The following is a 13,085-nucleotide window of genomic DNA, read 5'->3' on the forward strand; positions in this document are numbered from 1 at the left end:
CTCAGTTGAATGAGCAAAGAGGATTTAGTGACCGGCATTCTTTTCGCGGGCGATCCAGCGGCCAAGAATATTGACCCCCAGCACCGCGACAGCGACCAGGAGCGCACCGGCCCAGGCCAGCTTGTTGAGGTCTTCGTAGGGCGTAAGCGCGAAATTGAACATGGTGACCGGCAGGCTGGCCATGGGCTGGCTCAGGTCGCCGTTATAGAACTGGTTGCCCAGGGCCGTGAACAGCAGCGGCGCGGTCTCGCCGGAGATACGGGCAAAGCCCAGCAGGCCGCCGGTCAGGAGGCCGGAGCCGGCCGCCTTCCAGATAATGCTGCGGATGGTGGTGAACTGCGAGGCCCCCAGCGCCATGCCCGCTTCGCGCAGGGCATTGGGTTGCAGGTTGAGGATATCCTCGGTCGTCCGCGTCACGATCGGCGTCGCCAGAATAGCCAGCGAAATGGCGCCGGCCCAGCCGGAAAAGTGGCCCAGCGACAGCGGGTTGCTCTTGAAGACCAGCAGTTCGTAGACGAACAGGCCGATCAGGATGGAGGGCGCCGACAGCAGAACGTCATTCAGGAACCGGACGACGTGGCCGTAGGTCGTGTCGCCGCCGATTTCCGCCAGCCAGGTGCCAGCCAGGATGCCAACCACGACGGCGATGATCATGCCGACGCCGCACATCAGTATGGAGCCCACGATGGCGTTGCGCAGGCCGCCTTCGGAACCGGCCGCCGGCGTATCCATGGTAAAGATTTTCAGGTTCATCCCGCCGATGCCCTGCGTGAACAGCGACCACAGGATCAGGGCCAGGGCGCCCAGGGCGATGGCTGTGCCGATGACGCACAGGGCGATGAAGATGTAGTTGGCGATTTTACGGCGAAGCGCGCGATCCATGTGTCTCTCCTTAGTAACGCTGGGTGGACAGGAGCCAGCGCGCAATCGCCAGCACGGTAAAGGTGATCAGGAAGAGAATGAGACCCAAGGCCACCAGGGCCGAGGTATGCAGGTCTGAGGTCGACTCGGCGAACTCATTGGCGATGGTCGAGGCGATGGTCGAGGATGAATCGAACAGCGACTTCGGGAAACGGTGCGAATTGCCGATGATGAAGGTGACGGCCATGGTTTCGCCGAGCGCGCGGCCCAAGCCCAGCATGATCACGCCGATCATGCCCTTTCTGACATAGGGGATGATGACCGAGGTCGTGACTTCAAACGGCGTGGCGCCGACACCGAAGGCCGCTTCGCGGACCTGCGCCGGAATGGAGCGGAACAGCTCGCGGAACACCGAGGCCATATAGGGCAGGACCATGATCGCCAGAATGATCGAGGCCGTGAAGAGGTTGGCGCCATTGGGGATGCCCGCCACCAGCTTGGCGACCCACGAAGTCGGATCCTGCGAGGCCGCGATCATGAGCGGCATCTGGATGGTCTTGGCGAACCAGGGGGCGAAAACGAACAGGCCCCACATGCCGTAGACGATGGAGGGGATGCCGGCCAGAAGCTCAACCGCCGTGGACAGGGGCTGGGCGAGATAGCGCGGGCAGAATTGCGTGAGGAAAACCGCGACGCCAATGGCGATCGGCAGGGCGAAGAGCAGAGCGAGGAAGGAGGAGACGATCGTACCGACAATCGGCGCGGTGGCGCTGTAAACATCGGTCACCGGATTCCACGGCGTATCGATGCAGAAATGACCGCCATGCCCCGCCGGGCAGTCCTTGAACTTGAGGAAGAATTCCAGGCCGAAGGTCGAAAGCGCCGGCCAGCCGCCATAGACCAGGGAAGCGATCAGCGATCCCAGAACCACCAGCAGCAGGGTGGCGGCGCCGAACGACACCCAGCGAAAAATCGGGTCAGTCGGATCGAAGCGGGGCGACTTGGTTTCAGCAGACATAAATCTCGTCCTGGTTCATCTTCGGGATGCAGCTATAAGGGCTGCGGAGAGCAGAAACAAGAGAAGGCGAGGCATGGCCTATCAGGTCATCCTCGCCTTCCTTGTCAGGCCGTCCTGATCTTACTTGTTCGGCGAGTTATAGACCGCGGCGCCGTTCGCCTTGATATTGGCGGACCATTGCTTGCGGATCATCGACTTCACCGTGGCCGGCAGCGGCACATAGTACAGCTCATTGGCGTTGAAGTCGCCGGTCTTGTAGGCATAGTCGAAGAACTTCAGAACTTCGGCGGCCTTGGCGGCATTGGCCTGTTCCTTGTACATCAGGATGAAGGTGGCACCGGTGATCGGCCAGGCATTGGCGCCCGGCTGGTTCAGGATCAGCACATAGTTGCCGGGGGCGTGGGCCCAGTCGGCGCCGGCGGTCGCGGCCTTGAAGTTGGCAGCGGTCGGCATCGGCCAGGTGGCGTCCTTGGAAGCGACCAGGGCGTAGGCAATGCCGGTCTTCATGACATAGGCGTATTCGACGTAACCGATCGAACCGGCGGTCTGGCGAACGAGGGCGGCGACGCCGTCATTACCCTTGCCGCCAACACCGGCGGGCCATTCAACGGCGTCCGAGGCGCCGACATTCTGCTTCCATTCCGGCGAGGCGATGCCGAGGTAGGAGGTGAACAGGAAGGTGGTGCCGGAGCCGTCCGAACGGTGGACGACGGTGATCGGCAGGGCCGGCAGGTTCAGGCCCGCATTCCACTTGGCGATGGCCGGATCGTTCCAGGTGGTGATCTTGCCGAGGAAGATATCGGCCAGGACAGCGCCCGGCAGCTTCAGCTTACCGGTGGGGACGCCCGGAATGTTGATGGCCGGGACAACGCCGCCGACAACGGTCGGGAACTGGTAGAGACCAGCCGAGTCCAGTTCATCGGGGGTGAGTGGCTTGTCGGAGGCGCCGAAATCAACGGTCTTCGCCTTGATCTGCTTGATGCCGCCGCCGGAACCGATGGCCTGGTAGTTCAGCGCGATACCGGTCGAGCGCTTATAGCCTTCAGCCCACTTGGCATAGAGCGGGGCCGGGAAGGTGGCGCCGGCGCCGGAAATCGAATCGGCAGCCATGGCGGCCGAGCCGACCGAAGCGGTCATCACGGCAGCGGCGAGGGCCACTTTCAGAAACTTGAACATGCGTATCTCCTTGGAAGGGATGTTTTGCGGGCTGTCCGGATGCTCTATCGCGTTATTGCGACAGTTTTGTTACAGCGCGCGGAATTTAAAAGACAACCGAATGCGAAAGCGGGCCGTGATCACTCAGCGGCCCGCCCGGCAATTCTTAGTAACGAACCTCGGTCCAGATACCGATTTCGTTGGATTCGGTCTTGTGACCGATCGAGGTGATCTCGTCGTGCTTGGCGACGGCGGCGAACTGGATGCCCTTGTAGGCCGTGAAGTTGACGCCGAGGTTATAGTACTTGTCCTTCTTGGACGGCGAGAGCGTCTTCGAGGGCTTCACTTCTTCAGCGCGGGCAAACACGGTATAGACCGGGGTCAGGCGGTAGGAACCGAAGACCGACACGCCGTCAGCCTTGTCCTCGTTAAGCGGATCCTTGACCAGGGCGGCCGAATAGTCGTTGGCCGAGAAATATTCGACGCCGAAACGGCTGCGCTCGCCGATATATGCGGCCAGGGCGTTGAAGCGGGTGGCGGTGTTCGGCGTGGCGGCGCCGCCGGCGACTTCCTGACCGAGCTTGCCGGTGTAACCACCGATGGCGAAGTTCAGCGTGTCGAACTTGGCGCTCAGGCGACCTTCAAAGTCCATGCTCTTGGCGCGCGAGGGGTTCTTGTAGCCGGAGCCGTTGATGGCGGCTACCGCGTAGGAGAAGTTGCTGTTCAGCTTGCCCGAGGCGTGCAGGCCCCAGTCCGAAGAGGTGGCGAACTTGGTGCGGTCGGCAACGGTGTTTTCAACAAAGCGGAAGCCGTACATGTCTTCGGCATAGGGCACCCAGGGCAGGTCCGTGGCGCCGACGCGAACGACCAGGGCGTCGGAGAACTTCGCCTGGACATAGGCTTTCTTCAGGTAGATTTCGGTCGAGCTGATGGCCGAGCTGTACTGGAAGTCGGTCGTCACGTTGGCCGAGAACATGTCGGAGAACTTGTGGTCGATGCCGATATACAGACGCTTGATATCGAAGCCCGTGCCCGTCGGGGCGGCTTCGACGCCATCGACCTTGTTGTCGATATTGGTGAAGTCGGCATACATACGGCCGGAGATGGTCGTATCCTGGGCCGAGGCGCCCGAAGCAATGGCGGCCAGCGCAATGGCGGCGACGGCCGTGCCGATGACGAGGGATTTTTTCATGGTGAAATTACCTTGTGCGTGTGCTTGTAATTTTTTGGTCCCCGAACAGCCAGGGCCACGCACGGCGAAATAGGCGCGCTTCATGACAGTCGCGTGTAACTGATTTGACACTTATGTGACGACGGTCTTTATGAGGTCTTTACAAACCGGATAGGGACAGGGTGCGTTATTATGGCCACAGTTTCCGGCCTGTAACCCGATGCGAATTTTGAGCGTATAAGTCAGGGTAAGTCTTTTACGGAGTCTCCTATGTTACGCCGTCACTTTCTCTCCCTGGCCGGAATGGGCGCGCTGATGGCCGCCTGTTCGCAAAGCGAGGCCGAGACCATCGCGCCACTGAAACTCAGCGATGCCGAATGGAAGAAGCGCCTGCCGGCGGCCGCCTATAATGTGCTGCGCCACGAAGCCACCGAGCGGCCCTCCACCAGTCCGTTGCTCAATGAACACCGCAAGGGCATCTTCGCCTGCCTGGGCTGTGACCTGCCCCTGTTCAATTCCGACACCAAGTACGATTCGGGCACCGGCTGGCCCAGCTTCTTCCGCGCCATCCCCGGCCACCTGCAGACCAAGACCGACTTCGCCATCGGCATTCCGCGCACCGAATATCACTGCGCACGCTGCGGCGGCCACCACGGCCACCTGTTCGATGACGGCCCCGCTCCCACCGGCAAGCGCTATTGCAGCAATGGCGTGGCCTTGAAATTCATTCCCGCTTAGGAACCTGACATGCTGAGACGTTTATTTGTGACATCGCTGCTGGCTTTCAGTTTCGCCGGCAATGCCCTTGCCGCCGAGGCACAGGTGGCGGTATTTGCCGGCGGCTGTTTCTGGAGCACCCAGAAAGCCTTCGACCATGTGAAGGGCGTGACCAATACCCGCGCCGGCTTCATGGGTGGCTCGGTGAAGAATCCGTCCTATGAAGATGTGGTCAGCGGCGGCACCGGCCATGTCGAGGCCGTGGAAGTGACCTATGACCCCGACCAGGTCAGCTATCAGCAACTGCTCGATACCTACTGGCATTCGACCGACCCGACGACGAAGGCCCGTGTGATCTGCGATGGTGGTGACAACTACCGCACGGCCATCTTCACCTTTTCGGATGCGCAATATAATGCCGCCGTGGCCTCAAAGCAGGCGGTTGGCCGGCAACTGAACAAGCCGATCTATACGCTGATCGTCAAATCGACCAATACCGGCCTGCCCTTCTATCCGGCCGAGGACTATCACCAGCATTACTGGCAGACCCACGCCGCGCATTATAACGCCTATTATATCGGCTGCGGCCGCGGGCCGGCCCTGAAGAAGCTGTGGGGCGACCAAGCGGGGTAATCTATCTCCTCCCCATTTTCTAAATGGGGAGGTGGCGCGGTGAAGTCCGCGACGGAGGGGCGCTCCCAAGCAAGAAACTCCACCACCCCTGCGCTTCGCTTGTGGTCCCCCTCCCCATCAGAGATGGGGAGGTACAAGATTAAGCCGACTTCAGCACCACCTTACCACCGGCCAACCCGTCAGCCGTGGCGGTGACGATGATGCCCCCCGCGCCGGTCACCTGGACAATGGCGCAACACAGGCCATTGAACGCCTTGCGCTCCGACGCCTTGTCGGCTTCGTGGCTGTTCGGATTGCCATTGCCGACGCCGATCACCGCGCCCGGACCGGAAACGGCGAATTTGATCAGATTATCCGCCTTCGGCACCGGACGCCCCCTGGCATCGAAGACTTCCGCCTTGATAACCGTGCAATCCATGCCGTCATTGGTGAGCACCGTGCGGTCGGTGGTCAGCACCACCTTCGCCGGCGCACCGGCGGTTTCGCGCCTGTCTTTCAGAATAACCTTACCGGCCTTGTAAGCGAAGGCTTCGATCTTGCCGGGCCGATATGGCACGGTCCATTCGACGTGGAAATCCTTTGTGACAGTTTTGCGACCCGCCGACTTGCCATTGACGAACAGTTCGACCTCATCGGCATTGGAATGCGCCCAGACCGAAATATCCTTGCCTTCGCTACCTTCCCAGTTCCAGTGCGGGAAGAGATGCAGCAGCGGCTCCGGCCGCCACCAGGCGCGGTAATAATAGTAGTTGTCCTTCGGGAAGCCGCAGGTATCGAGCGCGCCGAACTGTGACGAAATCGACGGCCATTCGCTGTAGGGCGTCGGCTCGCCGCGATAATCGAAACCGGTCCAGATAAAACCGCCGGCGATATAGGGCTTGGCGTCGAAATGCGGCCACCAGCCCTCAGCCGTCGTCGCCCACCACGGGGCCGTCGTATCATATGCCGGCACGATATGGGCGGCGTCATCCTTCACATATTCGCCGCGTGTCGAAACGGTCGAGGCCGTCTCGGTGCCGATAATCGGCTTGTTGGGGAATTTGTCGTGGAAGCCGTCGATCAACTGGTCACGGTAGTTGAAGCCGATAACATCGATCACCTCGGTAATGCCCAGGCCATAACCATTATCCATCGCCGCTGTGATCAGACGCGTCGGGTCGAGGTCATTGCACAGACGCTTCATGGTGCGGGCGATATTGGCGCCGCGGTCCGTGCCCTGCTGAGGCTCTTCATTGCCGATCGACCACAGAATGACCGAAGGGTGATTGCGGTCGCGGCGGATCAGGGTTTCCAGTTGCGCCAGACCTTCCGGCGAAGAGGTCATCAGGCGCGTTTCGTCGATCACCAGAATGCCCATCTCATCGCACAGGTCGAGCAGTTCCGGCGTCGGCGGATTGTGCGAGGCGCGGTAGGCGTTGCAGCCCATATCCTTCAACTGTTGCAGGCGCCAGCGTTGCAGCGCGTCGGGGATGGCGGCGCCGACACCGGCATGGTCCTGGTGATTGCAGGTGCCCTTCAGCTTGACGGATTTGCCATTGAGCAAGAAGCCAGTTTCAGCGTCGAACCTGATATCTCGGAAGCCGAAAGGCGTGAAAACCGTGTCCAGAATATCCGGTCCACCGTCAATCGCGTGGACTACATCTTCCGCATGCAGTTGAGTATCTAGCCAGGCCACATAAGGATCTTCCAACGTCCACAGACGTGGCGTTGCACATTTGAAAGTCTGCACGTCCTCAATAGTCTGCCATGCCGCCAGTTGTTGGCCGCTTGAAGATGTCCAGCCACCGTCAGTTAGTTTGAGCTCGTAGGTAAGCCTATGTACGACAGCAATTTCCAAGGGTTTATCGCTGTCGTTCCTTACCGTTGTCGTGACCTCGACTGTGCCGTCTGCCTTCGCTCGCACGCAGACGCCATATTGCGGGATATGCACCGGATCAGTCTTGACCAGCCAGACATGTCGATAGATGCCGGCACCCTCATAAAACCAACCCTCACCCAGTGACGCATCCACCCGCACCAGCACCGTATTGGGTGTGTCATCGGTATTGAGGAAATCGTTCAGCTCGACACGGAAAGGCGTATAACCGCTGTCATTGCGCCTCACGATATAGCCATTGATGACCACCATGGCGTCACGGAACACGCCGTCGAATTCCAGTGAAATGCGCTTGCCCTTATCGGCGGCATCGAGCGTGAAGACTTTCCGATACCAGCCAACACTGGTTTCCGGATAGTCGCGCCCCAGCGGCTTGTAGCCGTGATTGGCGGCCGGGTCCCACACCGCGCCATGATCGTCGGGCTTCAGCGGCGTCTTCGGTTCCTTGTGCACGAACGGCAGCTCCACCGCCCAGTCGTGTGGCAGGGTGACCGGTCGCCACTGCGAATCGTCGTAATCCGCCTTGGCGACCGGCGTGGCGTCTATGCCCTGCTTGGCATAGGTGCGCTGGTCAGCCCCATAGCCGAAATCCTTTTCCACGTCGTAGAGGTGGCCGAATGCGAAGCGCCAGCCGGTATCGAAGCGGGTGCGGCGATCGTCCGACCTGATCACCTCACTCTGCGCCTGCGATGTGCCCGCCTGAACGGCAACGAATGTGGCAGCGGTGCCGGCCAGCAGATGGCGGCGGTTCAGATCGAGCATGGTGGTTCCTCTCAGGTTTGCAGATACAATGATGGCCAGCCCCTGATGAGGTCAAGGGCTGGCCATTGAATAGATTTTAAGAAAGCAAGAAACCCCACCACCAACGCGCAAGAGCGCGTCGGTTCCCCTCCCCGAATTAGAAGGCAAATTCAGGGAGGTATATTTTCTTATACCTCCCCACCTCCGGTGGGGAGGGGGACCGCGCGCCACTTGGCGCGTGGTGGTGGGGGTTCTTACTTACCTCTCACCTTAGTACTTCACCGTAAAGTCCAGCAGGTAACGCTTGCCATAGAGGTCATAGCGACCCAGGCGGTCCTTGACGTTGTCATTATAGGTACGCAGCGGCGTATCCAGCAGGTTGTTGGCCTGGAAACGGACCTGGACGATCGGGTTGATCTGGTAGCTGATCGAGAAGTCCATGGTCGTTTCCGGACGCACGCGGATCAACTGCGCATCGTTCCAGCCATAGATGGCCGTATAGGTGTCGTGATACTTGGTGCCGAGGCGGGCATCGATGCCGTGGTCGGAATACCAGAAGTCCAGCGTGCCGGTGTTCTTGGCCAGACCGTTCAGCGGCAGGCCCGCCGACATTTCCGTCAGGTCGGAATCGACATAGGCGTAGTTCGAATAGATGCCGAAGTGATCGAGACCGATAAAGCCGAATGACGACTGATAGGTCAGTTCGACGCCGTCTATGCGGCCGCCCTTGGTCGAATTGACCGGCGAGGTCAGGGTATAGACATTGCCGTCGATCGTTTCCTGGCGCGACGCATAGCCGACGAAGTTATCGACCTGCTTGTGATAGACGCTGACGGCAAACAGGGCGTCCTTGTTGAAATAGTTCTCGTAAGAAATATCCAGTTGCGTCGCCTCGAACGGCTTCAGGTAGGGATTACCTGACGAACCGGTATAGGGCGCACTGGAAGAGATCTGGCGCGTGATGATCATGTCATTGAGCGGCGGACGGGAGATCACCTTGGCAGCCGAAAGCTTCAGATACTGACCATTGCCGAAATCGAGGCGCGCCGTGGCCGAGGGCAGCACCTTGGAATAGCTGGCGCCGCCGGTGACCGGGGTCGTGACCATTTCCTGCACCCAGACGCCGCTGCCCGGCGGACTTTCGACCCAGTTGCCGGCGACGGTCGAGGTGCCGGACGAGGTGGCATCGACATCGACGACACGCACGCCGATATTGCCATCGACCGGAATGCCGCCGATCGTGGTGGCGTAAGTGCCTTCGAGATAGGCTTCGGAGACCTTTTCCTTGACCCGGTCGGTGATCGGCGTGGTCTTCGGATCGATATCGAACGAGGTGCCGTAAAGATGCGTCGCCAGGGCGCCGAAATCACCGGTCAGGATCGTCGGAATATTGAAGTTCTTGAAGCTGTAGCCCGACAGCAAATAGTCCGGCACGGCCCCGATGATCGGCGACACGGTGCCGTTCAGCGAGCCCAGCGCCTTGGTGCGGTCCGACGCGCGCACCCCAAAAAGTATGCTCTTGAACAGGCCGCTGTCGAGATGGCGTTCGAAATCGAGATGCACCGCGCTCAGTTCGTCGGTAACAGCGCCCAGCGAGGTCTGGCCGGTCTGCGCCGTCTGGGTGTTGTCTTCCGGCGCCGAGGAAACGGTGATGACCGGCTTGTCGCGGAAATCATAGGTCATCAGGCTCGGCCAGTAGGCGAGTTCGTTGGCCGCCCACAGATTATAGCGCTGCGCCTTGGAATAGGAGGCATCGGCCGACACCGTCCAGTGCTCGCTGGTCCACTTGCCGTTCAGGCCCTGGACGATCAGGGTCTTGTCTTCTGTATAGCGCGCCACAACCGACTTATCGCCAGCCCAGGCGACACTTGCCGCCACCACATCGCCATTGCTGTTGATAACCGGCGCCTGACCGGACGCCGTGGCGCCGTCGGTATAGTTGCTGTAGTTGCCGCCGTCCCAGTTGCCCCAGGCGCCATCACCATACCACGCCTGATCCTGCAATTCATGGATCTTGATGTCGGAATAGAGCAGGTCATAGCTGAGTTGGAAATTATCCGTCGGCTTGAATTGCAGGCCGAGCGAAGCGCCAAAGCGCGATTCCTTCAGGCGCTTCGCTTCGGCCTGCGCCCCCCAGGGCGTATTATATTTGGTGGTGTCACCGGCCACGACCGGACCGTTATCAGCGCCGGAATTATAGCCCCAGCCCTGCACGGATTCGTAGCCGTTCTTCTGGACCTGCGAGGTCAGGCCGAGAACCGCCGCGAAGCTGTTCGAAAAGCGATGGACGAAAGAGGCGGAGGTGCGATAGCCCAGGCCGTCATAGTTCGGGAAGGCCGAGCCGCCATCATAATAGACAGGGCCGGCGCGCAGCACGAAGGATGGCCCCTTGTAATCGAGCGGATGGATGGTTTGCAGGTCGACCGTACCGGAAATGCCGCCGGAGATCAGCCTGGCTTCCGAAGACTTGTAGACCGACGCACCGGAAACGACTTCCGATGGATAGACTTCCCAGCGCACATTGCGGTCGGGTTCGGATGAGGCCACTTCGCGGCCATTGACCGTGCCCAGCACCATGCGGGCGCCCAGACCCCGGATCGAGGCCTGGCTGTCATTGCCGCGGTCGCGCGTGGCGGTGATGCCCGGCAGGCGGTTGAGCGTCTCGGCGATGGTGACGTCCGGCAGGGCGCCGATGTCCTTCGAGGAAATGGCTTCGACGATGCCGGTATTGCGGCGCTTGACATCGAGCGCATCGCGCAGGGACTTGCGCACGCCGACCACCACCACTTCCTGCGGGTCGGCCGGGGCTTCGGCGGCGGCCTCGCTGGCCACGGCATCGGCAGCCGCGGCGCGCACGATCACGGCGGAGGCGCCGTCATTGGTCTTAACAGTCAGGCCGGTATTGGCGATCAACTGCGCCAGCGCGGCATCGTTGCTCAGGCTGCCGGAAACGGCATTGGTGCGCACGCCCTGCAGATCGGTGGCCGTGGCCAGCACCTGCAGGCCCGATTGCTTGACGAAAGCCGGAATGGCGCTGGCGGCGTCCTGCGCCGGAATGTTGAAGGTCTTTGTTTGCGCAGCGGCCGGCTGCGCCACCATGACGACCGCAGCTACCGAGCCCATGAGCGCCGCGCGGAAGGCGGCATTATTCCAATGTGACATATGATGTTCCCTGACTACTTTGTGCTTGCATCTTGTTGTCGAGGCGCGTTTTTTCACGCCTTCTGAAACCAAGATGTCCGGCTGGTTTTTTTCCGCCGAATTGTACGACTTTTTTATAAGGAGGCGCCGGCTGTGCCAATTATGATACGGTCATCCGTCTCGCTGACCGGTACATTGAGCGCCGTCTGGACCGCGCGAGCAAAGGTTTCCGGCTGATCGACATGGAAGCCGCCCACCAGTTTCTGCGCACCCAGGGCCGGATCGGCAATGATGATCTGGCGGCTGTTATAGCGGTTGAATTCGGCCACCGCCTCGGTCAGGGTTTCGGAATTGAGGACGATCTCCCGCTCGCGCCAAGCCAGCCGGCGCTCGACCTCTTCGGGGCGGTAGGTCACTTCAACCACCTCCGCCTTCACCGGCACAAAGGCTTCATGGCCGGCCGTGAGCGTCACCCGCTTATCCTTTTCATTGACGGTCCACGCTTCGACCGTGCCCTCGGTGACCAACACATCGGCGCCGCCCTCGCGCCGTCGCACGCTGAAGGCCGTGCCGACCGCGCGCACCCGGATATCGCCGGCAGAGACCACAAACGGCACTTCCGGGTTCTTGGCCACCTCAAACCAGGCTTCGCCCTTCACCAGGGCCACATGACGGATCTGGGGCGTCATATCGACATCGATCTGGCTGTCCGTATTGATCGAGGCGATGGAACGATCCTTGAGAGGGATACTGCGCAACTCACCGACACCGGTGGCCACACTCAACCGATTAGCCAGAACATAACCAACCGCCAGCGCGCCCGTCAGCGAAGCCGCCACCGCCCCGCCCATCACATAACGACGGCTGACAGAGTTGCGATGCCGCTTCAGCTTTTCTTCCAGTGCCCGCCGGGCCAGAAGCGTATCGCCATGCGTCATCACCTCGGCGCGGTCGAGCATCACCCACGCCGCCTCGGCGCGCAGAAAGGCGCCCTGATGGCGCGGGTCCGCGTCATGCCAGGCATCGAAAGCCTGTCGCGTTTCGTCACTCACTTCACCATTCAGGCGGGCCACCCACTGGGTCGCCTCCTCATCAATCCGCGACATGAATCCTCTTGTGCCCGGTACGGGTGGTGAGCGCCCTCACCACCCCCGATCCCGCTTCCGCCATGTGGCGCAGGATCAGGTTCAGCCCCCTGGCCGTTTCCTTCTCGACAATATTCTCGCTGATCCGCAGGGCCTTCGCGGTTTCGGCCTGGGAGAGACCATGCACCTTGCGCAGCTCGAACACCTGGCGGCAGCGCTCCGGCAGCCCTTCGATCAGGCCCAGCACCCGGACCAGTTCGGCGCGCGACGACGCGGCGCTTTCCGGGTTCGGCCCCAGATCGGCCACGCCCAGTTCATCGAGATTCTGCACCGTCATGATCGACACCACCTTGCTGCGCCGGACCTGCTCCAGCAGGACATTGCGCGCACAGCGAAAGAGATAGGCGCGCGGATCCTCGATATGATCGAAGCGCTCCAGCCGCAGCAGGCGGCAATAAACATCCTGGACAATATCATCGAGTTCATGCGCCTTCACACCCAGTCGCAGCAGCCAATGACGCAGATCCGCCTCATGCGGTAATATCTGCGCGCCTACAAAAGCCAGAAGCGCCTTGCGCGCTTCCCCCGACGGCCCTGTCTGTACGATGTTTGACATCGGAATTTCCGCCGCTCCCCGTGTGTTTTTATCCGCCTTTTTGAGGCTTTTGCGGATTTATAACACACTGA

The 13,085-nt window shown here is 60.8% G+C and carries 10 protein-coding genes; 2 read left to right on the forward strand and 8 right to left on the reverse strand.

Annotated features, from left to right (window positions below):
- Positions 1 to 24 precede the first annotated feature (24 nt).
- From pstA to ACTHND_RS13630, 4 genes are all read right to left on the reverse strand, one after another.
- The gene (pstA, locus tag ACTHND_RS13615; protein WP_440178487.1) at positions 25 to 882 is read right to left on the reverse strand and encodes a phosphate ABC transporter permease PstA; all 858 of its coding nucleotides are present in this window, start codon (positions 880 to 882) and stop codon (positions 25 to 27) included.
- A 10-nt stretch (positions 883 to 892) separates the two neighbouring features.
- Positions 893 to 1,879, reverse strand: a complete 987-nt coding sequence (gene pstC, locus ACTHND_RS13620; protein ID WP_440178489.1) for a phosphate ABC transporter permease subunit PstC — start codon at positions 1,877 to 1,879, stop codon at positions 893 to 895.
- A 120-nt stretch (positions 1,880 to 1,999) separates the two neighbouring features.
- On the reverse strand, positions 2,000 to 3,055 hold the full coding sequence (pstS, locus tag ACTHND_RS13625; RefSeq protein ID WP_440178490.1) for a phosphate ABC transporter substrate-binding protein PstS: 1,056 nt from the start codon (positions 3,053 to 3,055) through the stop codon (positions 2,000 to 2,002).
- A 145-nt stretch (positions 3,056 to 3,200) separates the two neighbouring features.
- Positions 3,201 to 4,226, reverse strand: a complete 1,026-nt coding sequence (locus ACTHND_RS13630) for a porin (protein ID WP_440178491.1) — start codon at positions 4,224 to 4,226, stop codon at positions 3,201 to 3,203.
- 249 nt (positions 4,227 to 4,475) lie between these two features.
- Here ACTHND_RS13630 and msrB point away from each other — a divergent pair, with 249 nt between their 5' ends.
- Both msrB and msrA read left to right on the forward strand, forming a co-directional pair.
- Positions 4,476 to 4,943 (forward strand): peptide-methionine (R)-S-oxide reductase MsrB, encoded by a 468-nt coding sequence (msrB, locus tag ACTHND_RS13635; protein WP_440178492.1) that lies wholly within the window; start codon positions 4,476 to 4,478, stop codon positions 4,941 to 4,943.
- Between the two features lie 9 nt (positions 4,944 to 4,952).
- The gene (gene msrA, locus ACTHND_RS13640) at positions 4,953 to 5,555 is read left to right on the forward strand and encodes a peptide-methionine (S)-S-oxide reductase MsrA (RefSeq protein ID WP_440178493.1); all 603 of its coding nucleotides are present in this window, start codon (positions 4,953 to 4,955) and stop codon (positions 5,553 to 5,555) included.
- Between the two features lie 139 nt (positions 5,556 to 5,694).
- On the opposite strand, the gene galA is transcribed toward msrA, so the two are convergent.
- From galA to ACTHND_RS13660, 4 genes are all read right to left on the reverse strand, one after another.
- Entirely contained in the window at positions 5,695 to 8,193 is a 2,499-nt protein-coding gene (gene galA / locus ACTHND_RS13645; protein ID WP_440178494.1) for a beta-galactosidase GalA, read from the reverse strand.
- Between the two features lie 249 nt (positions 8,194 to 8,442).
- On the reverse strand, positions 8,443 to 11,334 hold the full coding sequence (locus tag ACTHND_RS13650) for a TonB-dependent receptor (RefSeq protein WP_440178495.1): 2,892 nt from the start codon (positions 11,332 to 11,334) through the stop codon (positions 8,443 to 8,445).
- Positions 11,335 to 11,447: 113 nt separating this feature from the next.
- Positions 11,448 to 12,419 (reverse strand): FecR family protein, encoded by a 972-nt coding sequence (locus ACTHND_RS13655; RefSeq protein WP_440178496.1) that lies wholly within the window; start codon positions 12,417 to 12,419, stop codon positions 11,448 to 11,450.
- Positions 12,406 to 13,014, reverse strand: coding sequence for an RNA polymerase sigma factor (locus ACTHND_RS13660; RefSeq protein ID WP_440178497.1), 609 nt, complete (start codon positions 13,012 to 13,014; stop codon positions 12,406 to 12,408). The genes ACTHND_RS13655 and ACTHND_RS13660 overlap by 14 nt, the downstream gene beginning before the upstream one ends.
- Positions 13,015 to 13,085 lie beyond the last annotated feature (71 nt).

Source organism: Asticcacaulis sp. (genome assembly GCF_051954415.1).
GTDB lineage: Bacteria > Pseudomonadota > Alphaproteobacteria > Caulobacterales > Caulobacteraceae > Asticcacaulis.